19 protein-coding genes and 1 other RNA gene are annotated in these 24837 nt (G+C 69.8%); 10 read left to right on the top strand and 10 right to left on the bottom strand.

Features of this window, described 5'->3' with window-relative positions:
* Position 1: 1 nt before the first annotated feature.
* Positions 2-1777: an SDR family oxidoreductase gene (locus U8D42_RS07025; protein WP_322861140.1), complete on the bottom strand. Its 1776-nt coding sequence runs from the start codon at positions 1775-1777 to the stop codon at positions 2-4.
* A gap of 195 nt (positions 1778-1972) precedes the next feature.
* On the opposite strand from U8D42_RS07025, the gene sucB reads away from it, so the two are divergent.
* The 5 genes from sucB to U8D42_RS07000 are packed head-to-tail and all read left to right on the top strand — an operon-like array spanning position 1973 to position 7189.
* Positions 1973-3784 carry a 2-oxoglutarate dehydrogenase, E2 component, dihydrolipoamide succinyltransferase gene (gene sucB / locus U8D42_RS07020; RefSeq protein ID WP_322861141.1) on the top strand — a complete coding sequence of 604 codons (1812 nt, stop codon included), beginning with the start codon at positions 1973-1975 and terminating at the stop codon, positions 3782-3784.
* A gap of 15 nt (positions 3785-3799) precedes the next feature.
* On the top strand, positions 3800-4711 hold the full coding sequence (locus U8D42_RS07015) for a TIGR01777 family oxidoreductase (RefSeq protein WP_322861142.1): 912 nt from the start codon (positions 3800-3802) through the stop codon (positions 4709-4711).
* 19 nt (positions 4712-4730) lie between these two features.
* The gene (gene lipB / locus U8D42_RS07010; protein ID WP_322861143.1) at positions 4731-5429 is read left to right on the top strand and encodes a lipoyl(octanoyl) transferase LipB; all 699 of its coding nucleotides are present in this window, start codon (positions 4731-4733) and stop codon (positions 5427-5429) included.
* Positions 5426-6379 carry a lipoyl synthase gene (gene lipA / locus U8D42_RS07005; RefSeq protein ID WP_322861144.1) on the top strand — a complete coding sequence of 318 codons (954 nt, stop codon included), beginning with the start codon at positions 5426-5428 and terminating at the stop codon, positions 6377-6379. The genes lipB and lipA overlap by 4 nt, the downstream gene beginning before the upstream one ends.
* Before the next feature lie 57 nt (positions 6380-6436).
* Complete coding sequence (locus tag U8D42_RS07000) at positions 6437-7189, top strand: DUF4191 domain-containing protein (RefSeq protein WP_322861145.1); 753 nt, start codon at positions 6437-6439, stop codon at positions 7187-7189.
* Positions 7190-7218: 29 nt separating this feature from the next.
* Here the strand turns inward: U8D42_RS07000 and U8D42_RS06995 are convergent, their stop codons facing one another.
* Positions 7219-7647, bottom strand: coding sequence for an RDD family protein (locus tag U8D42_RS06995; protein ID WP_322861146.1), 429 nt, complete (start codon positions 7645-7647; stop codon positions 7219-7221).
* A 220-nt stretch (positions 7648-7867) separates the two neighbouring features.
* Between U8D42_RS06995 and glnA the strand changes: the two genes are divergently transcribed.
* Complete coding sequence (gene glnA, locus U8D42_RS06990; protein WP_007170851.1) at positions 7868-9304, top strand: type I glutamate--ammonia ligase; 1437 nt, start codon at positions 7868-7870, stop codon at positions 9302-9304.
* Between the two features lie 294 nt (positions 9305-9598).
* Here the strand turns inward: glnA and U8D42_RS06985 are convergent, their stop codons facing one another.
* From U8D42_RS06985 to U8D42_RS06960, 6 genes are all read right to left on the bottom strand, one after another.
* On the bottom strand, positions 9599-10459 hold the full coding sequence (locus U8D42_RS06985) for a TIGR03619 family F420-dependent LLM class oxidoreductase (protein ID WP_322861147.1): 861 nt from the start codon (positions 10457-10459) through the stop codon (positions 9599-9601).
* The gene (locus tag U8D42_RS06980; protein ID WP_085242304.1) at positions 10456-11100 is read right to left on the bottom strand and encodes a PaaI family thioesterase; all 645 of its coding nucleotides are present in this window, start codon (positions 11098-11100) and stop codon (positions 10456-10458) included. The genes U8D42_RS06985 and U8D42_RS06980 overlap by 4 nt, the downstream gene beginning before the upstream one ends.
* Entirely contained in the window at positions 11097-14093 is a 2997-nt protein-coding gene (locus U8D42_RS06975; protein ID WP_322861148.1) for a bifunctional [glutamine synthetase] adenylyltransferase/[glutamine synthetase]-adenylyl-L-tyrosine phosphorylase, read from the bottom strand. The genes U8D42_RS06980 and U8D42_RS06975 overlap by 4 nt, the downstream gene beginning before the upstream one ends.
* 63 nt (positions 14094-14156) lie before the next feature.
* Positions 14157-15494 (bottom strand): glutamine synthetase family protein, encoded by a 1338-nt coding sequence (locus U8D42_RS06970; protein WP_322861149.1) that lies wholly within the window; start codon positions 15492-15494, stop codon positions 14157-14159.
* A gap of 91 nt (positions 15495-15585) precedes the next feature.
* Positions 15586-17148, bottom strand: coding sequence for an alpha/beta hydrolase (locus tag U8D42_RS06965; RefSeq protein ID WP_322861150.1), 1563 nt, complete (start codon positions 17146-17148; stop codon positions 15586-15588).
* 107 nt (positions 17149-17255) lie between these two features.
* A complete protein-coding gene (locus tag U8D42_RS06960; protein ID WP_322861151.1) occupies positions 17256-18812 on the bottom strand; it encodes an alpha/beta hydrolase in 1557 nt (518 codons plus the stop codon).
* 211 nt (positions 18813-19023) lie between these two features.
* On the opposite strand from U8D42_RS06960, the gene panB reads away from it, so the two are divergent.
* From panB to U8D42_RS06945, 3 genes are all read left to right on the top strand, one after another.
* On the top strand, positions 19024-19869 hold the full coding sequence (gene panB, locus U8D42_RS06955) for a 3-methyl-2-oxobutanoate hydroxymethyltransferase (RefSeq protein ID WP_322861152.1): 846 nt from the start codon (positions 19024-19026) through the stop codon (positions 19867-19869).
* Positions 19870-20012: 143 nt separating this feature from the next.
* A complete protein-coding gene (locus tag U8D42_RS06950; protein ID WP_322861153.1) occupies positions 20013-21200 on the top strand; it encodes a 1,4-beta-xylanase in 1188 nt (395 codons plus the stop codon).
* A gap of 127 nt (positions 21201-21327) precedes the next feature.
* The gene (locus U8D42_RS06945) at positions 21328-22869 is read left to right on the top strand and encodes a CYTH and CHAD domain-containing protein (protein WP_322861154.1); all 1542 of its coding nucleotides are present in this window, start codon (positions 21328-21330) and stop codon (positions 22867-22869) included.
* A gap of 93 nt (positions 22870-22962) precedes the next feature.
* Here the strand turns inward: U8D42_RS06945 and rnpB are convergent.
* An RNA gene (rnpB, locus tag U8D42_RS06940) (RNase P RNA component class A) lies at positions 22963-23363 on the bottom strand.
* A 104-nt stretch (positions 23364-23467) separates the two neighbouring features.
* Here rnpB and U8D42_RS06935 point away from each other — a divergent pair.
* Positions 23468-24178, top strand: a complete 711-nt coding sequence (locus U8D42_RS06935) for a 2OG-Fe(II) oxygenase (RefSeq protein WP_322861155.1) — start codon at positions 23468-23470, stop codon at positions 24176-24178.
* 3 nt (positions 24179-24181) lie between these two features.
* Here U8D42_RS06935 and U8D42_RS06930 read toward each other — a convergent pair whose 3' ends face one another.
* Positions 24182-24811 carry a class I SAM-dependent methyltransferase gene (locus U8D42_RS06930; protein ID WP_322861156.1) on the bottom strand — a complete coding sequence of 210 codons (630 nt, stop codon included), beginning with the start codon at positions 24809-24811 and terminating at the stop codon, positions 24182-24184.
* Positions 24812-24837 lie beyond the last annotated feature (26 nt).

Below are 24837 nucleotides of genomic sequence, written 5' to 3'. Positions count from 1 at the left end.
GTCAGATCACCCGCATCCGCGCGAAGTTGCGCAGGCCTTGCGGCGCCACACGCGAAACCCCGTATAGCGCATAGGCTTCCGGCGCCACCGGGCGAATCGGCTTCTTTTTCTGCACCGACGACAGGATGGCGTTGGCGACCTTCTCCGGGCCGTAGTGGCGCAGCGCGAACATCTTCTGCAGCTGGCCGCGCCGGTCGTCGACGCGGTCCACCTTGCCCGTGGGCGCGTCGAAGCGGGTGGTGTTGATGATGTTGGTGTCGATGACACCCGGGCAGACCGTGGTCAGCCCCACCCCGGCGGCGTCGAGTTCGGCGCGCAGGCAGTCGGAGAACATGTAGGTCGCCGCCTTGGACGTGCAGTAGGCGCTCAGCGACTGCAGCGGCGCGTAGGCCGCCATCGACGACACGTTGACGATGTACCCGCCGGTGCCCCGCTCGACGAGCCGCCGCGCGAAGGACCGGCACCCGTTGACCACGCCGCCCAGGTTGACGTCGAGCACCCGGTCGAACTGCTCGGCCGGGGTGTCCAGGAATCCGCCCGCCTGTCCGATGCCCGCGTTGTTGACCACGACGTCGGGCACGCCGTGTTCGGCGCTCACCCGCTCGGCGAACGCCTCCACGGCCTGGGCGTCGGACACGTCCAGCACGTAGGCGTGCGCGACGCCGCCGCGGGTGGCGATCTCCGCGGCGGTGGCCTTGACGGCCGCCTCGTCGATGTCGCTGACGACCAGCTCGGCGCCCTCACGCGCGAAGGCGAACGCCGTCTCGCGGCCGATTCCGCTGCCGGCGCCCGTGACCGACACCAGGGTGTCGCCGAAGGCCCTGCGGGGGCGTCCGACCTGCGCGCGCAGCAGCGCGCGGCTCGGGGGGTTGCCCTCGGCCAGGTCGGCGAAGTCGTGCACGGCCGCGGCCATCACCTGCGGGTGGGACATGGGCGAGAAGTGCCCGGCCCGGATGTCGCGCCGCCACAGCCGCGGCACGAAGCGGGGTGTGTGGTCGTAGCCGTACGGGCGCACGTACTTGTCCTTGGTGTTGACGATCAACTGCACCGGCACGTCGACGACGTGGATGCCCTGGCCGCGGCCGGCGAACGAGCGAAAGTAGTTGGCGGGATACGTTTTCACCGAACGGGCGGCGTCGCGGGCCAGGTGCGGCGAGTGGTGGATCTGCTCGGCGGGGATGTTGTCCACCGCGTTGCGCCGAAGCGCCGGGATCGACAGCGTCAGGCGCAACAACAGCGGCGCGAGCACCGGGATCGAGAAGAAGATCATGTAGGTCAGCCGCAGCGCCTGGCTGACGGCGCGGACGAAGGTGCGCGGGCGCCAGGGCGCCCGCAGACCGGTGAAGATGTAGTCGACCAGTTGGTCCTGACTCGGGCCGGACACCGAGGTGAACGTCGCGACCCGGTCACCGGCGCCGGGCCGCTTCAGGTAGTGCCACACCCCGACCGAGCCCCAGTCGTGGGCGAGCACGTGCACGGGCCGGCCGGGGCTCAGCTCGCCGGTCACAGCGGCGAAGTCGTCGGCGAACCGGTCCATGGTGTACGCCGACACCGGCTTGGGCGCCGACGACTCACCGACGCCGCGGTTGTCGTACCGAAGGATGCGAAACCGGTCGGCCAGCAGCGGCACGACGCCGTCCCACAGGACGTGCGAGTCGGGGAAGCCGTGCACCAGCACGACGGTGGGGCCGTCGGCGTTGCCCTCTTCGAAGACCGCGATTCGCGTGCCGTCGGCGCTGACGACGAAATGCTGGGCTCGCTGTTGTGGTGCCGGCACCGGGACCTCCCGCTTCAACTGCAGTGGCCACACACCGTAGCAAGGGTGTTCCGGCCGTCCCGGCAGCCGCGCGCGGTCCGCCCTGGATGTGTGCCGGTGTGGACGGAGTGACAGGATAGTTTTGGTTAGCTGCTTTGAACGGCTAGCGAGTTGTTCGACCCGCCCCGACCCACGAGCGATCGAGGAGTCAAAACGATGGCCTTCTCCGTCCAGATGCCGGCACTCGGTGAAAGCGTCACCGAGGGGACGGTCACCCGCTGGCTCAAGCAGGAAGGCGACACGGTCGAAGTCGACGAACCCCTCGTCGAGGTGTCCACCGACAAGGTGGACACCGAAATCCCGTCGCCCGCGGCCGGTGTGCTGACCAAGATCGTCGCCCAGGAGGACGACACCGTGGAGGTGGGCGGCGAGCTGGCCGTCATCGGCGACGCGGCGGAGGGCGGCTCGCAGGGCGGCGGATCGGAGGCGCCGCCGCAGGCGCCGAGCCAGCCGGAGCCGCAGGCCGAATCCGCCCCGCCGGCCCAGCCGGAGCCCGAACCCGAGGCGGCGCCGGCCCAGCCGGAGCCCGAACCCGAGCCCGCCCAGCCGAGTTCCGGTGGCGGCGAGGCGACCCCGGTGCTGATGCCCGAACTCGGCGAGTCGGTTACCGAGGGCACGGTGACCCGCTGGCTGAAGAAGGTCGGCGACTCGGTCGGAGTCGACGATGCGCTGGTGGAGGTGTCGACCGACAAGGTGGACACCGAGATCCCCTCCCCGGTGGCCGGCGTCCTGATCAGCATCACCGCCGAGGAGGACGCCACCGTGCCGGTCGGCGGCGAGCTGGCCCGGATCGGCAGCAGTTCCCAGGCCGCGTCCGCTCCCACCCCGCCGCCCGCTCCGAAACCGGAACCCAAGCCGGAGCCCGCACCCGAACCACCCAAGGCCGAGGCGAAGCCCGAGCCCCAGCCGGTTTCGCAGCCCGAGCCGGCGCCGAAACCGCAACCCGCGCAGGCGCAACCGGCCGCCGAGCCCGGCGGCCCCGGTCCGAACGGCGCGCCCTACGTGACCCCGCTGGTGCGCAAGCTGGCCACCGAGAACGACATCGACCTGGCCGGGATCACCGGCACCGGTGTCGGTGGCCGCATCCGCAAGCAGGACGTGCTCGCCGCGGCGGAGGAAAAGCAGCGCCAGAAGCAGCAGGCCCAGAAGGCGCCCGCGGCGGCGCAGGCACCGGCGGCCGCGCCGGCGGCTGACGGCAGGGTGGCCCCGGCGGCAGCGCCGACCCCGGCGCCGGCGCTGGCGCACCTGCGCGGCACCACGCAGAAGGCCAGCCGGATCCGCCAGCTCACCGCGAACAAGACGCGCGAATCCCTGCAGGCCACCGCCCAGCTCACCCAGACGCACGAGGTCGACATGACCCGGATCGTCGGGCTGCGGGCCCGGGCGAAGTCGGCGTTCGCCGAACGGGAGGGAGTGAACCTGACCTTCCTGCCGTTCATCGCCAGGGCGGTGATCGACGCGCTGAAGATCCACCCCAACATCAACGCCAGCTACAACGAAGAGACCAAAGAGATCACCTACTACGACGCCGAACATCTCGGCTTCGCCGTCGACACCGAGCAGGGGTTGCTCTCCCCCGTCATCCACAACGCCGGCGACCTGTCGCTGGCCGGACTGGCCCGGGCGATCGCCGACATCGCCGCGCGCGCCCGCTCGGGCGACCTCAAACCCGACGAGCTGTCCGGTGGCACCTTCACCATCACCAACATCGGCAGCCAGGGCGCGCTGTTCGACACCCCCATCCTGGTTCCGCCGCAGGCCGCCATGCTGGGCACCGGGGCCATCGTGAAGCGGCCCCGGGTGATCGTCGACGAATTCGGCAACGAGTCCATCGGCGTCCGCTCCATCTGCTATCTGCCGCTGACCTATGACCACCGGCTCATCGACGGCGCTGATGCGGGCCGCTTCCTCACCACGATCAAGCACCGGCTCGAAGAGGGAGCGTTCGAGGCCGACTTGGGTCTTTAGGAGGACCGCCGAACCGTGCGCAAGCCCGTCATCGCCATCGCGGGTTCCTCCGGGCTGATCGGATCCGCCTTGACCGCGGCGCTGCGGGCGGCCGACCACCGGGTGCTGCGCATCGTGCGCCGGGCGCCGTCGAATTCCGACGAGTTGCACTGGAACCCCGACAGCGGTGAATTCGACGTCGACGCGATCAGCGACGTCGACGCCGTCGTCAACCTGTGCGGTGTCAACGTCGGCCAGCGTCGCTGGTCGGGCGCCTTCAAGCAGGGTCTGCGGGACAGTCGCATCGCCCCCACCGAGGTCCTGGCGCACGCCGTGGCCGAGGCCGGGGTGCCGACCCTGGTCAACGCCAGCGCGGTGGGCTACTACGGCAACACCAGGGACCGCGTGGTCGACGAAAACGACCGGGCGGGAAAGGGTTTCCTGGCCCACCTGTGCGAAGACTGGGAGGCCGCCACGCTGCCGGCTCAATACGGCGGCGCCCGCGTGGTGCTGGCCCGCACCGGCTTGGTCTTCTCCCCCGCCGGCGGTGCGTTGGGGCGGTTGCGGCCGTTGTTCCGGACGGGTCTGGGAGCTCGGCTGGGCAGCGGCCGTCAGTACATGTCCTGGATCACGCTGGAGGACGAGGTGCGAGCGCTGCTGTTCGCCATCTCCAACACCGCGTTGTCCGGCCCGGTGAACATGACCGGGCCCGCCCCGGTGACCAACGCCGAATTCACCACCGCGTTCGGCCGGGCGGTGAACCGTCCGACCCCTTTGATGCTTCCCGGCTTCGCGGTGCGGGCCGCGCTCGGCGAGTTCGCCGACGAGGCCGTGCTCATCGGCCAGCGCGCCATCCCGTCGGCGCTGGAGCGGGCGGGTTTCCAATTCCACCACAACACCATTGGTGAGGCGCTCGGCTACGCCACCGCCCGGCGCGACCACGACTAGGGCGAGTACCGTCGCGAACGTGATCGATTCCATCCGGTCGAGCCGTGCCGCGATCGACGTTCGCCAGCTCGGAAGCGTCGATTACCGCACCGCCTGGCAGCTGCAACGTGAGCTGGCCGACGCCAGGGTCGCCGGCGGCAGCGACACCCTGCTGCTGCTCGAGCACCCACCGGTCTACACCGCGGGGCGGCGCACCGAGCCGCACGAGCGCCCGATGAACGGCACCCCCGTCGTCGACACCGACCGCGGCGGCAAGATCACCTGGCACGGCCCGGGGCAACTCGTCGGCTACCCGATCATCGGCCTGGGCGAACCGCTCGACGTGGTCAACTACGTCCGGCGCCTCGAAGAGGCGCTGATCAAGGTGTGCGGCGAGTTGGGCTTGGAGACCTGCCGGGTGCACGGCCGGTCCGGCGTGTGGGTGCCGGGCGGTGGCGGCCGGCCCGACCGCAAGGTCGCCGCCATCGGCGTCCGGGTGTCGCGCGCCACCACGCTGCACGGGTTCGCGCTCAACTGCGACTGCGACCTCGACGCGTTCACCACGATCGTGCCGTGCGGCATCACCGACGCCGGTGTGACGTCGTTGTCCGCCGAGCTGCGGCGTCCGGTGGTCGTCGACGACGTCCGCGCCGCCGTCGCCCACGCCGTCTGCGACGCCCTCGACGGCGCCCTGCCGGTCCGGGAACACCCCGGCACCCGCGTAGCATCGGCGATGTGACTGCCGCACCCGAGCCTGATGTCGCCGCTGCCGCGGCTCCGCCAGGCCGCAAGCTGCTGCGTCTGGAGGTGCGCAACGCGCAAACCCCGATCGAGCGCAAGCCGCCGTGGATCAAGGTCCGGGCCCGGATGGGCCCCGAATACACCCAGCTGAAGGGACTGGTCCAGCGCGAGGGGCTGCACACGGTCTGCGAAGAGGCCGGCTGCCCCAACATCTTCGAGTGCTGGGAGGACCGGGAAGCCACCTTCCTCATCGGTGGTGACCAGTGCACCCGGCGCTGCGACTTCTGCCAGATCGACACCGGAAAGCCCGCCGCGCTGGACCGCGACGAGCCCAGGCGCGTCGCCGACAGCGTGCGCACCATGGGCCTGCGCTACGCCACCATCACCGGGGTGGCCCGCGACGACCTGCCCGACGGCGGGGCCTGGCTGTACGCCGAGACGGTGCGCGCGATCAAGGAGCTCAACCCGTCGACCGGCGTCGAGCTGTTGATCCCCGACTTCAACGGCGAGCCCGCACGGCTCGCCGAGGTGTTCGGATCGCGCCCGGAGGTGTTGGCGCACAACGTCGAAACCGTGCCGCGCATCTTCAAGCGGATCCGGCCCGCCTTCAGCTACCAGCGCAGCCTGGACGTCATCACCGCGGCGCGCGGCGCCGGCCTGGTCACCAAGAGCAACTTGATCCTCGGGCTGGGCGAAACCCCCGACGAGGTGCGCACCGCGCTCGCCGACCTGCGCGGCGCCGGCTGCGACATCGTCACCATCACCCAATACCTGCGCCCGTCGACGCGTCACCACCCCGTCGAGCGCTGGGTGCGCCCGGAGGAGTTCGTCGAGTTCGCCCGGCACGCCGAGGGCCTGGGGTTCTCCGGGGTGCTGGCCGGGCCGCTGGTGCGGTCGTCGTACCGGGCGGGCCGGCTGTACGAGCAAGCCGCACGCACCCGCGCCTGAGTGGGCTCCGGCAACGTGGGCGCAGTTGCCCGCGATGCCGGTACGTATTCTTTGACTATGGCTAAACCCCGCAACGCCGCTGAGAACAAGGCCGCCCGCGCACAGGCGCAGGCCGCGCGCAAGGCCGCGGCGAAGGAGCGCCGCGTCCAGTTGTGGCAGGCGTTCAACCTGCAGCGCCGCGAGGACAAGCGGCTGCTGCCCTACATGATCGGTGCCTTCGTGCTGATCGTGGGCGTCTCGGTGGGCGTCGGCCTGTGGGCCGGCGGGCTGACGATGATCACCTTGATCCCGCTGGGCGTGGTGCTGGGCGCGCTGGCGGCCTTCATCGTCTTCGGCCGTCGCGCCCAGAAGAGCGTCTACAGCAAGGCCGAAGGCCAAACCGGCGCGGCCGCATGGGCTTTGGACAACCTGCGCGGCAAGTGGCGGGTGACGCCCGGCGTGGCCGCGACCGGCCACCTCGACGCGGTGCACCGGGTCATCGGCCGGCCCGGCGTCATCTTGGTGGCCGAAGGTTCCTCGGCCCGGGTCCGTCCCCTGCTGGCCCAGGAGAAGAAGCGCACCGCACGGCTGGTCGGCGACGTGCCGATCTACGACCTCGTCGTCGGCAACGGCGACGACGAGGTTCCGCTGTCCAAGTTGGAGCGCCACCTCACCCGACTACCGGCCAACATCACGGTCAAGCAGATGGACGCGCTGGAGTCCCGCCTGGCCGCGCTGGGGACGCGCGCCGGCGCCGCGGTCCTGCCCAAGGGGCCGCTGCCCAACGCCGGCAAGATGCGCGGCGTGCAACGCTCCGTGCGCCGCAAGTAGCCCCAAGAACGCGCGGGCGGGCGCCGCGATCAGCTTCGGCGGCGCACGACCGCCGTTGCGGTCAACCGATCCTGCAGGCCGCGGCCATCCCAGTCGGTGAACAACGCCGGGACGACGGTGCCGACGAGCACGCCCCGCACCACCGCGCGGACGATGCCGACCGCCGCGTGACCATCGAGCGTCACCACCTGCAGCCCCAGCACCAGCTGCCCGAGCGTGAAGCCGAACAGCCGCACCGAGACGACGCCGAGCACGAACCAGATGACCAGCACCGCCGTCGCCAGGGTGTGTTCGGAGAAGACGCCGAAGCGCATGGCCAGCGCCGCCAGGCCGTAGGAGATCAGCCAGTCGATCATCAGCGCGCCCAGGCGGCGGCCCATCGGGGCCAGGGATCCGGGCCCGCTCTCCGGCAGGCCCAACCTCTCACCGGGGTAGGTGGATCGCGATTCCGGCGTCATCGGCCGAGCCCGGCGCTCGGCAGACAGGGAACGCTGCGCTCGGGAGAACAACCAGATACGATCTTGCGATCCATGGCCCCACAATAGAACCCGCCCCAGACCCCACCTGTTTCGCGCACGACATCGGTCGCGTAACCTGCGCGCAACACGGGGTTGACTGGCGGGCAACATCTGCTCCATAGCGTCAGGCCGCGGATCTCACGAGTAAAGGAGCTTTTCTGTGACGGAAACGACGCCCGACGACGTCTTCAAACTCGTCAAGGACGAGAACGTCGAGTTTGTCGACGTCCGGTTCTGTGACTTGCCAGGCATCATGCAGCACTTCACGATTCCGGTTTCGTTCTTCGATGAGAGCGTCTTCGAGGACGGCCTGGCCTTCGACGGCTCGTCGATTCGCGGATTCCAGTCCATCCACGAATCCGACATGTTGCTCCTGCCCGACCCCGCGACAGCGCAGATCGACCTGTTCACCGAACACAAGACGCTGAACCTGAACTTCTTCGTGCACGACCCGTTCACGCTCGAGCCGTACTCGCGCGACCCGCGCAACATCGCCCGCAAGGCGGAGAACTACCTGATCAGCACCGGCGTCGCCGACACCGCCTACTTCGGCGCCGAGGCCGAGTTCTACATCTTCGACTCGGTGAGCTTCGACTCGCGCACCAACGGGTCGTTCTACGAGGTCGACGCGATCTCGGGGTGGTGGAACACCGGCGAGCCGACCGAGAACGACGGCAGCCCCAACCGCGGCTACAAGGTCCGCCCCAAGGGCGGGTACTTCCCGGTCGCGCCCGTCGACCACTACGTCGACCTGCGCGCCGACATGCTGTCGAACCTCATCAAGGCCGGCTTCAGCCTGGAGAAGGGCCACCACGAGGTGGGCACCGGCGGGCAGGCCGAGATCAACTACAAGTTCAACACGCTGCTGCACGCGGCCGACGACATGCAGTTGTACAAGTACATCGTCAAGAACACGGCGTGGCAAGCGGGCAAGACCGTCACGTTCATGCCCAAGCCGCTGTTCGGCGACAACGGTTCCGGCATGCACACCCACCAGTCGCTGTGGAAGGACGGCAGCCCGCTGATGTACGACGAGACCGGGTACGCCGGCCTGTCGGACACCGCGCGGCACTACATCGGCGGCCTGTTGCACCACGCCCCGTCGCTGCTGGCCTTCACCAACCCGACCGTCAACTCCTACAAGCGACTGGTCCCGGGTTACGAGGCGCCGATCAACCTGGTCTACAGCCAGCGCAACCGTTCGGCCTGCGTGCGCATCCCGATCACCGGCAGCAACCCGAAGGCCAAGCGGCTGGAGTTCCGTTGCCCCGACTCGTCGGGCAACCCGTACCTGGCGTTCTCGGCGATGCTGATGGCCGGGCTCGACGGCATCAAGAACAAGATCGAGCCGCAGGCCCCGGTCGACAAGGACCTCTACGAGTTGCCGCCGGAGGAGGCCGCCAACATCCCGCAGGCGCCCACCCAGCTGTCCGCGGTGATCGACCGGCTGGAAGAGGACCACGAATACCTCACCGAGGGCGGCGTTTTCACGCCGGACCTGATCGAGACGTGGATCAGCTTCAAGCGCGAGAACGAGATCCTGCCGGTCCAGATCCGGCCGCACCCGTACGAGTTCGCGCTCTACTACGACGTCTGAGTCGAGGGTTATTCGCCTGACGACGCCGCCCGCGCCGCGATCGCATTGCCGATTGCCGCGCGGGCGGCTTCGTCTCTGCGGATCCCCCGCCAATCCCTCCGCGCCTCGCCGACCGGGAGCCGAGCGTGCCGCCGTTGCCGGCTCATGCCATCACCGTGCGGAGCCGGCTCGCCGGCGCGAGCCTTTGGCCCAGCATCCGCCCGGTCTCGCATCCGCTAGACATAAACCACTGCGAACGCGTCGGCGTGTCGTCGCAACAGGTACGTGTCGCGGCGAAAACCCCGAGAAGGCAACTCACCCGTCGAGGGCGAGGTCCTTGCGGAAGCGCTGCATGCCGTCGATCTTGTCTGCCAACGAGGCGTCCGGCCCGGCGTAGAACATCCACGGCATGGTGATGATGCCGCTAATGCCGGCGTCGGCGGCACGCCGATAGTCGGCGGTGGTGAAGGCGTCGGTCAGCGGCGTCAGGACGGTGAAATCGTCCATGGAAAGCCCGCTTTCGGCGCGCAACTCCCGCAGCCGGCCCACGGCCTCGATGGCGCGTTCGGTCTTGATCAGGTCACCGATCCAGCCGTCGTTGCGGGCCGCACGGCGCAGCGCGATGTCGCTGAGCCCGCCGACATACACCGGGATCGGCGGCGGCGTCGGCTCCATCTCCAGCCGCGGCGCCCGGTAGAACTCGCCCTCGAACTCCGTCCATCCGGGCCGCCACAACGCCCGCATCAGGTCGATGATCTCGTCGGTCCGCTTCCCACGAGCCTCGAATTGTTCGCCCATCAACGCGAATTCCTCGCGGCACCAGCCGACACCGATGCCCAGCTCCACCCGGCCCTCGGCCAGAACCGCCGCGGTGCCAATGGCTTTGGCCGCCGAGTACGGGTTGCGCATCGCGGGGATGTAGACGGTGTTGACGAACCGCAGGCGCGTGGCGACCTGAGCCAGCGCCCCGATGAGGACCCACGGGTCGGGCCAGTCGGTGAACGGCTGCCACCGCCGTTGCCCATCCTTGGTGTAGGGGTACGGGGTGTCCAAGGTCTCCAGGTTGACGACGTGGTCGGGAATCCCGATGCCGTCGTAGCCGAGTTCGTCGGCGGCCTTGGCGAGTTCGATGATCTCCCGGGTGTTCAGGAAGGCACTGCTGATATAGAACTTCATTGGCCTTCCCGCGCCCACGCCGGCTCGATGAACACGCCCTCGGCCTCGACCGTGACGCCGGCGGCGTCCGAGATCGTCCCGCGCGCAAAGACTTTGCGGCCCTCCTTGCCCTCCACCCACGCCTCGCAGCGCAGCGGGCCCAGCGGGGTGCCGCGCAGGTATTTCACGGTGATGGTTCCGGTGAACCGCGCCTTGGACAGCCCCTCGCTGGCCGCCTCGCCCAGCATGTGGTCGAGCACCAGGGCGCTGACGCCGCCGTGCACCAGTTTGGGCGGACCCTCGTACGCCGAGCCGAGGACGAACTCGCTCCAGCAGCGGCCGCCACCGTCGTGGTGGACGACGATCGGCGGCGCGATCGGATTGCACACGCCGATCGCGGCGTTGCCCAGCGGCAGCGGGCGGCCGTTGACGCGGTAGGTCACCCCGACCGGCCGGGTCCGTTGCCGCAGCGACGCGGTGACGGCCTCGATGGCGGAGCGCGCCTGGGCGACGACGTCGTCGTCGACTTCGGTGCGGATGGTGGCGTCGACGAGTTCGCGCACCGCCTCGGCCAACGGGGCATACAGGGCTTTGACTCGATCAGCCTCCGCCGCGTCGAGCACCTCGAATATGGCGTCCAACGCGCCGGCCTCCTGACTCAACTTCCAAACACCTTCCGCACCACGGCTTTTGCCCGCCGCGTCACCCGTAGATAGTTGTCCAAGAACTCCCCGCCGTCGTCGGACGGCCAACCCGCGGCCACCGCGACCGCGTTGAGCTGGCGTCCCGGCCCCGGCAGCTGATCGGTCGGCTTGCCGCGGACCAGCACCAGCGCGTTGCGGGCCCGGGTGGCGGTCAGCCACGCCTGCCGCAGCAGGTCGACCTCGTCGGCGGGAACCAGGCCGGCCGCCTCGATCGCGTCCAGCGACCCCAGCGTCGAGGTGTTGTGCAGGGTGGGCATGTCGTGGGCGTGGAGCAACTGCACCAGCTGCACGGTCCATTCGATGTCGGCCAGTCCCCCGCGGCCCAGCTTGGTGTGGGTGTTGGGGTCGGCGCCGCGCGGCAGCCGCTCGGCGTCCACGCGGGCCTTGATGCGGCGAATCTCGCGCACCGCGTCCGACGACACCCCGTCGGCCGGATAGCGGGTCTTGTCGGCGATCACCAGGAACCGCTGGCCCAGCTCCGCGTCGCCGGCGACCGCGTGGGCGCGCAACAGGGCCTGGATCTCCCACGGTTGCGCCCACTGCTCGTAGTAGGAGGCGTAGGAGCCCAGCGTGCGCACCAGCGGGCCCTGCCGACCCTCGGGCCGCAGGTTGGCGTCGACCTCCAGCGGGGGGTCGACGCTGGGCGTGCCCAGCAGGGTGCGCACCTGCTCGGCGACCGTCGTGGACCACCGGATCGCCACCGAGTCCTCGACACCGGTCGCCGCCTCGCACACGAACATCACGTCGGCGTCGGACCCGTAGCCCAGCTCGGCGCCGCCCAGCCTGCCCATGCCGATCACCGCGATCGCGGCCGGCGCTCTTCCTTTTTCGGAGCCGTCCCTGGGAAGGTTGGCGCGGATGATCGCGTCCAGCGCGGCCTGCAGCACGGCCACCCATACCGAGGTCAGGGCCCGGCAGACGTCGGTGACCTCCAAGAAACCCAGCAGATCGGCCGAGCCGATGCGGGCCAGTTCCCGACGGCGCAGCGTGCGGGCCGCGGCGATCGCGCGCACCGCGTCGTGGTGGCGGCCGGCCGACGCGATCAGCGCCCCGGCCACCGCGGCCGGGTCCGCCTCGAGAAGCTTCGGCCCGGCCGCACCGTCGCTGTAGTCCTGGATCACCCTCGGGGCGCGCATCAACAGGTCCGGCACGTAGGCGGAGGTGCCCAGCACGTGCATGAGCCGCCTGGCCACGGCGGGCTTGTCGCGCAGCGTGGCCAGATACCAGTTCTCCCCGGCCAGCGCCTCACTCAGGCGGCGGTAGGCGAGCAGGCCACCGTCGGGATCGGGGGCGTAGGACATCCAGTGCAGCAGCCTGGGCAGCAGCACCGACTGCACGCGACCGCGCCGGCCGCTCTGGTTGACCAGCGCCGACATGTGTTTGAGCGCGGTCTGCGGGCCCTCGTAGCCGAGCGCGGCCAGCTGCCGCTCGGCGGCCTCCGACGTCATGCCGTGCCTGATCTCCAAACCGGCCGGGCCGATCGACTCCAGCAGCGGCTGGTAGAAGAGCTTGGCGTGCAGCTGGGAGACCCGCAGGTTCTGGTGCCGCAGCTCCTCGCGAAGCACGCCCGCGGCGTCGTGGCGCCCGTCGGGCCGGATGTGGGCGGCGCGCGCCAGCCAGCGCACGGCCTCCTCGTCCTCGGCCTCCGGCAACAGGTGGGTGCGCTTGAGCCGCTGCAGCTGCAGCCGGTGCTCGAGCAGCCGGAGGAACTCGTAGGACGCGGTGAGGTTCGCCGCGTCCTCGCGCCCGATGTAGCCGCCCTGGCCCAAGGCGTCCAGCGCGTCCACCGTGGACGCCACGTGCAGCGATTCGTCGCTGCGGCCGTGCACCAGCTGCAGCAGCTGCACCGCGAACTCCACGTCGCGCAGCCCGCCGCTGCCCAGTTTGATCTCGCGGCCGCGCACGTCGGCGGGCACCAGCTGCTCGACCCGGCGGCGCATGGCCTGCACCTCGACGACGAAGTCCTCGCGCTCGCAGGCCACCCACACCATCGGCATCAACGCGGTCAGGTAGCGCTCACCGAGCTCAGCGTCGCCCACGGCCGCGCGGGCTTTCAGCAACGCCTGGAACTCCCAGGTCTTCGCCCAGCGCTGGTAGTAGGCGATGTGCGACTCGACGGTGCGGACCAGCTCACCGCTGCGGCCCTCGGGCCGCAGCCCGGCGTCGACCTGGAAGAAGGCCTCCGACGCGACCCGCATCATCTCGCCGGCCAGCCGGGTGGCGAGCGCATCGGCGCGCTCACTGACGAAGATGACGTCGACGTCGCTGACGTAATTCAGTTCGCGGGCACCGCATTTGCCCATCGCGATGACCGCCAGCCGCGGTGGCGTGCGGTCGCCGCACACGCTGGCCTCGGCCACCCGCAGCGCGGCGGCCAGCGCGGCGTCCGCCAAGTCCGACAGGTGCGCGCCCACCAAGGTGAACGGCAGCACCGGTTCGTCTTCCACCGTCGCGGCCAGGTCGAGCGCGGCCAGCACCAGCAGCCGGTCGCGGTAGAGGTTCTGCAGGCGCGTCACCACCGAACCGGGCGCGTCCGACGCCGCGTCGACACACTCGGTGAACACCGCACGCAGCTCGTCGTGTGTGGGGAGTTTGGCCTTGCCCTGCAACAGTTTCCACGACTCCGGATGGACGGCCAGGTGATCGCCCAGGGCCAGCGACGAGCCGAGCACGGCGAACAGCCGCCCGCGCAGCGGCCGTTCGGTGAGCAGCGCGGCGTTGAGCTCGTCCCAGTCGGTGTCGGGGTTTTCCGCCAGCCGGATGAGGGCGCGCAGGGCGGCGTCGGCGTCGGGTGCTCGCGACAGCGACCACAGCAGGTCGACGTGGGCCTGGTCGTCGTGGTCATACCAACCCAGCTGCGTCAGGCGATCGGTCGCCCTCGGGTCGACCAGGCCGAGCCGGCCCACGCTGGGCAGCCGGGGACGCTGCGTCGCGGGTTTGGTCACGACCACGACGGTATCGCAACCCACCTGCGGTCAGGGGCAAGGCGGGCACCCCGTCGACCGCGCCGCCGGCTACAGCGACAGGTAGGTGCTCAGCTCGTACTGCGTGACGTGGCTGCGGTAGTTGGCCCACTCCGTGCGCTTGTTGCGCAGGAAGAAGTCAAAAACGTGCTCCCCCAACGTCTCCGCGACCAGCTCGGAGGACTCCATGGCCCGCAGCGCGCTGTCCAGGCTGGTCGGCAGCTCCCGGTAGCCCATCGCGATCCGCTCCTCGGGCGTCAGATCCCACACGTTGTCCTCGGCCTGGGGCCCCAGCACGTAGCCCTTCTCCACCCCGCGCAGGCCGGCGGCCAGCAGCACCGCGAACGTCAGGTAGGGGTTGCAGGCCGAGTCGGGGCTGCGCACCTCGATGCGTCGCGACGACGTCTTGTGCGGCGTGTACATGGGCACCCGCACCAGCGCCGACCGGTTGGCCGCCCCCCACGACGCCGCGGTGGGCGCCTCGCCGCCCTGCACCAGCCGCTTGTAGGAGTTGACCCATTGATTGGTGACCGCGCTGATCTCCGAGGCGTGCTCCAGGATGCCGGCGATGAATGACTTGCCCACGTCGGACAGCTGCAGCGGGTCGTCGGGGCTGTGGAACGCGTTGACGTCGCCCTCGAACAGGCTCATGTGGGTGTGCATCGCCGAGCCGGGGTGTTGCCCGAACGGCTTGGGCATGAACGACGCGCGGGCGCCGTTCTCGATCGCGACCTCCTTGATGACGTAGCGGAACGTCATCACGTTGTCGGCCATCGACAGGGCGTCGGCGAAGCGCAGGTCGATCTCCTGCTGGCCGGGCGCGCCCTCGTGGTGGCTGAACTCCACCGAAATGCCCATGAATTCCAGTGACTCGATCGCGTGGCGGCGAAAGTTCGATGCGGAGTCGTGGATGGCCTGGTCGAAGTAGCCCGCGTTGTCGACCGGGACGGGCACCGAGCCGTCGTCGGGGCCGGGTTTCAGCAGGAAGAACTCGATTTCGGGGTGGACGTAGCAGGAGAATCCCAGGTCGTTGGCCTTCTGCAGCTGGCGGCGCAGCACGTGCCGCGGGTCCGCCCAGGACGGCGAGCCGTCCGGCATGGTGATGTCGCAGAACATTCGCGCCGAGTGGTGGTGGCCGCCGGACGCCCACGGCAGCACCTGGAAGGTCGACGGGTCCGGGTTGGCCACGGTGTCGGACTCCGAGACCCGCGAGAAGCCCTCGATCGAGGATCCGTCGAAGCCGATGCCCTCCTCGAAGGCGCCTTCGAGTTCGGCCGGGGCGATGGCGACTGATTTAAGAAAACCGAGCACGTCGGTGAACCACAGCCGAACGAAGCGGATATCCCGTTCCTCCAGCGTTCGGAGGACGAATTCCTTCTGGCGATCCATAACCGAAACAGTAGGCAACAGCTGTTAATTCTGTGTTACCGACGCGCGATCGGAACAATTGCGAACATTGCAAACAGGCTGCTCAGTGCGGTCAGGATCGGCATCGGTAGGCCGGGGGCGGCAACGTGCCCGCGACGAGGTAACGCATCACGGCGGCGTCCACGCACTGGTCTCCGTTGAACACCGCGGTGTGCTGCGTCCCGTCGTAGGTGATCAGCGGGCCGCCCAGCTCGCGGGCCAGGTTGACCCCGGCCTGATACGGGGTGGCCGGATCGTGCGTGGTGGAGACGACGACGACCTTGCCCGGCGCCGCGGGCGCCGGGATGTGCGGTGTCGACGTCGCCGGCACCGGCCACAGCGCGCACAGATCGCGGGGCGCGTTCCCGGTGAACTGCCCATAGCTGAGGAACGGCGCCGCCTGGCGGATGCGCTGATCGGCGGAGACCCAGCTCGCCTGATCCTTCGGCGCGGGCGCGTCGACGCACCGGATCGCGTTGAAGGCGTCCTGATCGTTGGTGTAGTGCCCGCCGCGGTCGCGGCCCTCGTAGTCGTCGGCGAGCAGCAGCAGGTCTCCCGCGTCGGTCCCGCGCTGCAGGCCGAGGAGGCCGCTGGTCAGATACTTCCAGTGCGCCGGGGTGTAGAGCGCGTTGATGGTGCCGGTGGTCGCGTCGGCGTAGCTCAGGCCGCGCGGGTCCGACGTGCGGCCGGGCTTGGTCACCAACGGGTCGACCAGCGCGTGGTAGCGGTTGACGAATTGGGCCGGGTCGGTGCCCAGCGGGCAGCCCGCCGAGCGGGCGCAGTCCGCGGCGTAGTCGTTGAACGCGGTTTGGAATCCCGCCATTTGCGCAACGTTCTGGTCGACCGGGCCGACGGTCGGGTCGATCGCGCCGTCGAGCACCATCGCCCGGACGTGGGACCCGAACTTCTCCAGGTACGCGGTGCCCAGCTCGGTGCCGTAGCTGTAGCCGAGGTAGTTGATCTGGTCGTCGCCCAGCGTCTGGCGGACCATGTCCATGTCGCGCGCCACGGACGCGGTGCCGGCGTTGGCCAGGAAGCCGGGCCCCATGCGGCTCATGCACTGCTGGGCCAGCTGTTGGTAGAGCTGTTCGATGTGCGTCACGCCGGCCGCGCTGTAGTCCACCATCGGCTCGCGCCGGTAGGCGTCGAACTCGGCGTCCGAGCGACAGCGCAGGGCCGGGGTCGAGTGGCCCACCCCCCGCGGGTCGAAGCCGACGAGGTCGAAGTTGCGCCTGATGGGGGTGCCGTCCAGATCCGCTGCCATGTTGGCCACCATGTCCACCGCGGACCCGCCGGGGCCGCCCGGATTGACCAGCAGGGAGCCGATGCGCTGGCCGGTGGCCGGCACGCGGATCACCGCCAGCCTGGCCTGCCCGGCTCCCGGGTTGTCGTAGTCGACCGGGACGGGGACCGTGGTGCACTGCGCGGTGGGGACACCGGTTGTGTCCGTGGCGAATTGACCGCAACTCCCCCATGTCTGCGGCGTCGCCGCCGACGGCCTCGGGGCCGCGGTCTGCCCGGCACCGGGTTCGGGGGTGGCGCCCGCGACCGCCGGTCCTCCCACCGATTGCGCGGCCAACAGCCCGAACGACACCAGCGCCGAACTCAACGGTCTCAGGCGCGACATGGCAGTCATCGTGTCAGCCGCGGGTTCCCGAAGCGGCGCGAAACGATTACGCCTTGATCTCGTCTGCGCCGCGCACCGGGTGTGCGGTTGCGCTGGACGTCAGACCCCTACGCGCCCTAGCACTTTGCGCCGCTGGGCGGCGTCGAACCGCCGACCAGATACGCAGTGACGTAGTTGTCGATACAGCTGTCGCCCTGGAACACCACCGTGTGCTGGGTGCCGTCGTAGGTGAGCAGCGAACTGCGCAGCTGGTTGGCCAGATCGACGCCGGCCTTGTAGGGGGTCGCCGGGTCGTGGGTCGTCGACACCACCACGGTCGGGGCCAGCCCGGGCGCGGAGATGGTGTGCGGCTTGCTCGTCGGCGGCACCGGCCAGAACGCGCAGGTGCCCAGCGGGGCGTCGCCGGTGAAGGTGCCGTAGCTCATGAACGGCGCGATCTCCCGCGAGCGGCGGTCCTCGTCGATCACCTTGGCGCGGTCGGTGATCGGCGGTTGGTCGACGCAGTTGATGGCGACCCGCGCGTCGGTGGCGTTGGTGTAGTGGCCGTGCGCGTCGCGGCGCATGTACATGTCGGCCAGCGCCAGCAGCGTGTCCCCGCGGTGGTTGACCAGTTCGCTCAGCCCGTCGGTCAGGTGATGCCACAACGTCGGCGAGTACAGCGCCATGATGGTGCCCACGATGGCGTCGCTGTAGCTCAGTCCCCGCGGGTCATTCGTGGGGACCGGCCTGCCGACCATCGGGTTGTTCGGGTCGACCAGCGGGTCGACCAGGCTGTGGTAGACGTCGACGGCCTTGGCCGGGTCGGTGCCCAACGGGCAACTCGATTGCTTCGCGCAGTCCGTGGCGTAGTCGTCGAACGCGTCCTGAAAACCCTTGGCCTGGCGCAGGTCCGCCTCGATGGGGTCGGCGTTGGGGTCGACGGCGCCGTCGAGGATCATCGCCCGCACCCTCTCCGGGTACGCCTCGGCGTAGGCGGAGCCGATCCGCGTGCCGTACGAGTAGCCGAGGTAGGTCAGCTTGTCGTCGCCCAGCGCCGCGCGGATCGCATCCAGGTCCCTGGCGACGTTGACCGTGCCGACGTTGGCCAGGAAGTTCTTGCCCATCTTGTCGACGCAGCGGCCGACGAACTGCTTGGTCTCGTCCTCGATGTGGGCCACCCCGGCGGGACTGTAGTCGACGTTCGGCTCGGTACGCAGCCGGTCGTTGTCGGCGTCGGAGTTGCACCAGATGGACGGCCGCGACGATCCCACCCCGCGGGGGTCGAAGCCCACCAGGTCGAATCGTTCGCGGACCCGCTTCGGCAGCGACTGAACGACACCGAGCGCGGCCTCGATACCCGACTCGCCGGGCCCGCCGGGGTTGATCACCAGCGAGCCGATCTTGTCGCCGGTGGCGGGGAACCGGATCATCGCCAGCGTCGCGACGTCGCCGTCGAGGTGGTCGTAGTCCACGGGCACCGCCAGCTTGCCGCACAGCGCGCCCGCGGGGATCTTGGCCTTCGGGTTCGATGACCGGCACGGCGTCCACTCCACGGCCTGCCCCAGCTTGGGTTCGGCCAGGAGCGCGCGCCCGCCGACGACGCGCACACAGCCCGCGAGCAGGAGCGCGACGGCAGCGACCGTTGTCGAAACCAGCAGCGTGCGCGCGAACTTGCCGCGGCGAGACAGACCCATGCCAACATATGCTGCCAGAGGAAAGCTGAGATTCTCGTGAGCGGCACCACCGTGCGGTTATCGGCCGCCCTGCGAGCGGCCGAGCATGGTATGTCTCACATCACAGGCCCGGTGCAACTGCGCACAAGAGATGGCAGAATGACACCGTCAGACGAACCCGGGGACCCGTTCAGGGCCACGAGGATCGACCCGACCACCCACAGGGACAACGATGTCTGAGCAGAACGTCTATGGTGCGGGCACGTCAGAACAGGCGCAGCCGCTCACCAAGATCCGCACGCACCACCTGCAGAGGATGAAGGCCGAGGGGCACAAGTGGGCCATGCTCACGGCCTACGACTACTCGACCGCCCGCATCTTCGACGAGGCGGGCATCCCGGTCTTGCTGGTCGGCGACTCGGCCGCCAACGTCGTGTACGGCTACGACACCACGGTGCCGGTCTCGATCGACGAAATGATTCCGCTGGTCCGCGGCGTGGTGCGCGGTGCGCGTCACGCCCTGGTCGTGGCGGACCTGCCGTTCGGCAGCTATGAGGCGGGGCCGAGCCAGGCACTCGCGTCGGCCACCCGGTTCATGAAGGAGGGCGGCGCCCACGCCGTCAAGCTCGAGGGCGGCGAGCGGGTGGCCGAGCAGATCGCCTGCCTGACCGCGGCGGGCATCCCGGTGATGGCGCACATCGGGTTCACGCCGCAGAGCGTGAACAGCCTGGGCGGCTTCCGGGTGCAGGGCCGCGGTGACGCCGCGGAACAGACCGTCGCCGACGCGATCGCCGTCGCCGAAGCCGGGGCGTTCTCCGTCGTCATGGAGATGGTGCCCGCCGAATTGGCCACCCAGATCACCGGCAAGCTGACCATCCCGACCGTCGGGATCGGCGCCGGCCCGAACTGCGACGGCCAGGTTTTGGTCTGGCAGGACATGGCCGGGGTCAACAGCGGCAAGGCCGCCCGCTTCGTCAAGCGGTTCGGCGACGTCGGCGGGGAATTGCGCCGGGCCGCGACGCAATATGCGCGAGAGGTGGCCGAGGGGACCTTCCCCGCCGACGAGCACTGCTTCTGACGGAGGCAACCACACGTTTCGCCCGCCCGATCCTGTCAATTCCGAAAATCGTTGTGTGGCAGGCGGGTACGATTGTTCTCGGATGAAGTCTCTACTCCGAGAGCGAGGGTGAACACATCGAACCGGGGATTCGTGGTGGCCTGGTGCACCGTCGAACGGTGCTGAAGGTACCGCTGGCACTGGCAGGAGGCGCTGCACTGGCCCGAGCACCTCGCGCGGCCGCGCAACCCGCGCCTGGCACCTCGCCGCAGGCAAGCCGCTGGTCCCCCGAGCGCGCCAACCGGTGGTATCAGGCGCAGGGCTGGTTGGTCGGGGCGAACTACATCACGTCGAACGCGATCAACCAGCTGGAGATGTTCCAGGCCGAGACGTTCGACCCGCGACGCATCGACACCGAGCTGGGCTGGGCGCGGGCCGACGGCCTCAACGCGGTGCGGGTGTTCCTGCACGACCTGTTGTGGGCGCAGGACCGTCGGGGGTTCCAGACCCGCCTCGCCCAGTTCGTCGACATCACGGCGCGCCACGACATCAAGCCGTTGTTCGTCCTGTTCGACTCCTGTTGGGATCCTCATCCCGCGGCGGGCCCGCAACGCCCGCCGAGGCCCGGCGTGCACAACTCGGGTTGGGTGCAGAGCCCGGGCGCCGAACACCTCGGTGACCCGGGCTACGTCGAGACCCTGCGCAGCTACGTCACCGGCGTGCTGACCCAATTCCGCACCGATGACCGCGTGCTCGGGTGGGACCTGTGGAACGAACCCGACAATCCCTCGAAGCACTACCGCGCGGTCGAGCGGCCCGACAAGCTGCATCTGGTCGCCGACCTGCTGCCGCAGGTGTTCGGCTGGGCGCGTTCGGTCGATCCGTCTCAGCCGCTGACCAGCGGGGTCTGGGACGGCGAGTGGGCGGACCCCGGGCGGCGCAGCGTGTTCAGCGGCATCCAGCTGGACAACTCCGACGTGATCACCTTCCACTGCTATGGCCCGCCGGCGGAGTTCGAAAGCCGCATCGGCGAGCTCACACCCCAGGGGCGACCGATCCTGTGCACCGAATACCTGGCGCGGACGTTGGGCAGCACCATCCCGGGTGTGCTGCCCGTCGCCAAGCGCTACAACGTCGGCGCGTTCCACTGGGGGCTGGTCGCCGGGAAGACACAGACGTTCTATCCGTGGGACTCCTGGGAGCACCCGTACACGGCCATGCCGGCCGAGTGGTTCCACGATGTGCTGGTGCCCGACGGACGGCCGTACCGCGATCCCGAAATCGAGACGATCCGCGAACTGAGCGGCCTGGCAATGCATCTGCGCGAAGACCCGCCGCCGCCGCCCCCGTGACGCCGCGGCCGCCGCGCCGGTCAGCGGCCGGTGCCGCCATCCGCCCCACCGCGGTATGGCAGGCTATGGGAACCCTTCATCATCGTCCCTTCATGGCCGCGGCGACGCGCCCTCAACGGAGCCGAAAATGCCTGGAAAAGCGCCGCAAACCTCGCGCCATCGCGAGGTGGAACGCAAGTTCGACGTCGGCGAGTCCACCGTGTCCCCATCGTTCGAAGGCATTGCCGCGGTGGCGCACGTCGAGAAGTCGCCCACTCAGACACTGGACGCGACGTACTTCGACACCCCCGCACAGGACCTCGCCCGCAACAAGATCACCCTGCGCCGCCGCACCGGGGGCGCGGACGCGGGATGGCACCTGAAGCTGCCGGCCGGGCCGGAGGCCCGCACCGAAGTCCGGGCGCCGCTGGACGCCTCGGGCCCGGGCGGCCCCGACACCGTGCCGGAGGAGCTGGTGGACGTAGTGCTGGCGATCGTGCGCGACCGCCCGCTCGAACCGGTCGCCCGCATCACCACCCGGCGCGACACCCAGGTGTTGTATGCGGCCGACGACACACCGCTCGCTGAGTTCTGCAACGACCACGTCACCGCTTGGTCGGCCCGCGCTTCCGAGGACGCCGACGTGGAGCCCACCCAGCAGGAGTGGCGCGAGTGGGAACTCGAACTGGTCGAAACGACTGGGGCCCCGGACACCGAGCTGTTGAACCGGTTGGGCAATCGACTGCTCGACGCCGGCGCCGCGCCGGCCGGTCACGCCTCCAAGCTGGCCCGCGTACTCGGCACGACGCCCCAACCCGACGGCGCGCCGGCCGCCGAGAACCCGCTGCAGCGGGCGGTGGACGAGCAGATTCGCGAACTGTTGGTGTGGGACCGCGCGGTGCGGGCCGACGCGTTCGACTCCATTCACCAGATGCGGGTCACCACCCGCAAGCTGCGCAGCCTGCTGCGTGACTACCAGGAGTCGTTCGGGCTGCCCGACGACGACGGGTGGGTGCTCGACGAACTGCGCGAGCTCGCCGGCATCCTCGGCATCGCGCGCGACGCCGAGGTCCTCGCGGAGCGCTACGAGCGTCAACTGGACGGCCTCACACCGGATTTGGTGCGCGGGCCAGTGCACGAGCGTCTGGTCGGCGGCGCGCAGCGGCGCTACCAGACCGGGCTGCGCCGGTCGCTGATCGCCATGCGGTCGCAGCGCTACTTCCGTCTGCTCGACGCCCTCGATGCGATCGCGGCGCAACCCCCGGGCAGCGCCCCGGGCGAAGAACACGCGCCGGTCACCATCGACGCCGCCTACAAGAAGGTCCGCAAGGCCGCCAAGGCCGCCGCCCAGGTGGCCGGCGAACAACCCGGGGACCAGCACGCGCGCGACGAAGCGGTCCACCGGATTCGCAAGCGGGCCAAGCGCCTTCGGTATACCGCCGCCGCCACCGGCGCCGACAGGGTGTCCGAGCAGGCGAAGGCCGTTCAGTCGCTGCTCGGCGACCATCAGGACAGCGTGGTCAGCCGCGAACACCTGCGCCACGAATCCGAAACCGCGCACGCCGCCGGCGAGGACACCTTCACCTACGGCGTGCTGTACCAGCAGGAGGCCGACTTGGCCGAGCGGTGCGAACGGCAGCTCGACGACGCGTTGCGCAAGCTCGCCAAGGCGGTGCACAAGGTCGGCTGAGCGGGGCGCTCCGCCCCGCGAGGCTGTAACTGGCGACGGGTTCACTCGGCGAACGCGTCGCGGAATACAGTTTCGCGGACGCCTGAGGCGGGGCGGACGAGTTGGCCTGTAAGCCGGATTCTGTTCCACGCACCTCCGGCGACCGGAGATGCGCGGCGGCGACCATCCATCTGGGCACACCGTCACCGGGTGCCTCGAGCGGCCTACCCGCAGGCTCGGGCGAGCAACCCTCGAACGCCTGCGCGGCCGCACCTTTCGGTGCGGCCTTCTTGGCCTTGCTTCGGGTGGGGTTTGCCGAGCCACCCCGGTCACCCGGGATGCTGGTGCGCTCTTACCGCACCGTTTCACCCTTACCACCGCGAGGGTGGCGGTCTGCTTTCTGTGGCACTGTCCCGCGAGTCACCTCGGATTGCCGTTAGCAATCACCCTGCTCTGCGAAGTCCGGACTTTCCTCGGACCGCCTTGCGACGGTCCGCGGCCGCCCGGCCAACTCGTCCGCGACGATCCACGGTACTCCCTGCCCGAAGCCGGGGCCAGCAACCATCGCGTGCGCGGCTCTATCGTGGACCTGGCAGGCAGGCACACGAAAGGGCGCCAGATGTCGCGGTGGAAGAAGCGCGTCGACTCCGGCGACTGGGACGCCATCGCCGGCGCGGTCAACGAAGACGGCGGGGCGCTACTGCCGAGGCTGGTCACCACCAGCGAGGCGGCGCGGCTCCGCAAGCTCTACTCCGACGACGCCCTGTTCCGTTCGACCATCGACATGGCGCCCAGGCGGTACGGCGCCGGGCAGTATCGCTACTTCCAGGCGCCCTACCCCGCCCCCCTCGACGAACTCAAGCAGGCGCTCTACCCGCGGCTGCTGCCGATCGCCCGCGACTGGTGGGGCAAACTCGGCCGCGACGCGCCCTGGCCGGACAGGCTGGACGATTGGCTGGCGATCTGCCACGCCGCCGGCCAAACCAGGTCCACCGCGCTGATGCTGAAGTACGGCGCGGGCGACTGGAACGCGCTGCACCGAGACCTCTACGGCGACTTGGTGTTTCCGCTGCAGGTGGTGATCAACCTCAGCGAGCCCGGCACCGACTACACCGGCGGCGAATTCCTGCTCGTCGAGCAGCGGCCGCGGGCCCAATCCCGGGGTATGGCAACGCAATTGCCGCAGGGCCACGGATTCGTGTTCACCACGCGGGAGCGGCCGGTGCCCTCCAGTCGCGGCTGGTCCGCGGCGCCGGTGCGCCACGGGGTGTCGGTGGTGCGTTCCGGGGAACGCTACGCGCTGGGGCTGATCTTCCACGACGCGGCCTGAGAGCTACCCCGTGCGTCGCAGGACGATGACATTGTCGGGCACCGTGGCCTTTTGGCCGTCGGCGACCAACTCCCGGTCGACTGTTTCGGCCCGCACCCGGGTCCAGTCGGCCGGGTTCAGCTGCAACGACGCGATCACCTCCTCGATGCCGGGGAAGGAGTGCTCGTGGTGCTGCGCCCACGGCGGGGCCGCCCCGTGGTCAACGATCAGCAGCACCCCACCGGGATTCACCTGGCCGGCCGCGCGCCGCAGCACGGCCTCGCGTTCCAATCGGGCCGGGGAATGGAAGTACTGGGCCGACACCAGGTCGAACGTCCCTTCGGGGAAGGTCTCGTTCAGGTCGTGCCGCTGAAAGTCGATGCGATCAGCCATGTTTCGCGTGGACGCGGCCTCCGCCGCTCGTTGCAGCGCGGTGGCCGAGACGTCGACCGCAACGACCTGCCACCCGCGCTCGGCGAGCCACAACGCGTCGGCGCCCTCCCCGCAGCCCAAGTCGAGGGCCCGGCCCGCAGGCAGATCGGCAGCCACCTCGAGAAGGCGCGGATTGACTTGTCCGCTCCACACCCGATCCGTCGATCCGTACCGCTCTTCCCAGAACCGCCGGGCGTCATCGGAATTGCACGAAGTTTCCATACCGCGAGCTTGCCCAGTCGCGTCGC

It is taken from the genome of Mycobacterium europaeum (genome assembly GCF_034555895.2).
Classification (GTDB): domain Bacteria; phylum Actinomycetota; class Actinomycetes; order Mycobacteriales; family Mycobacteriaceae; genus Mycobacterium; species Mycobacterium europaeum.
The sequence above is the reverse complement of the archived record's forward strand: the minus strand, read 5'-3'. Positions and strand labels throughout refer to the sequence as shown.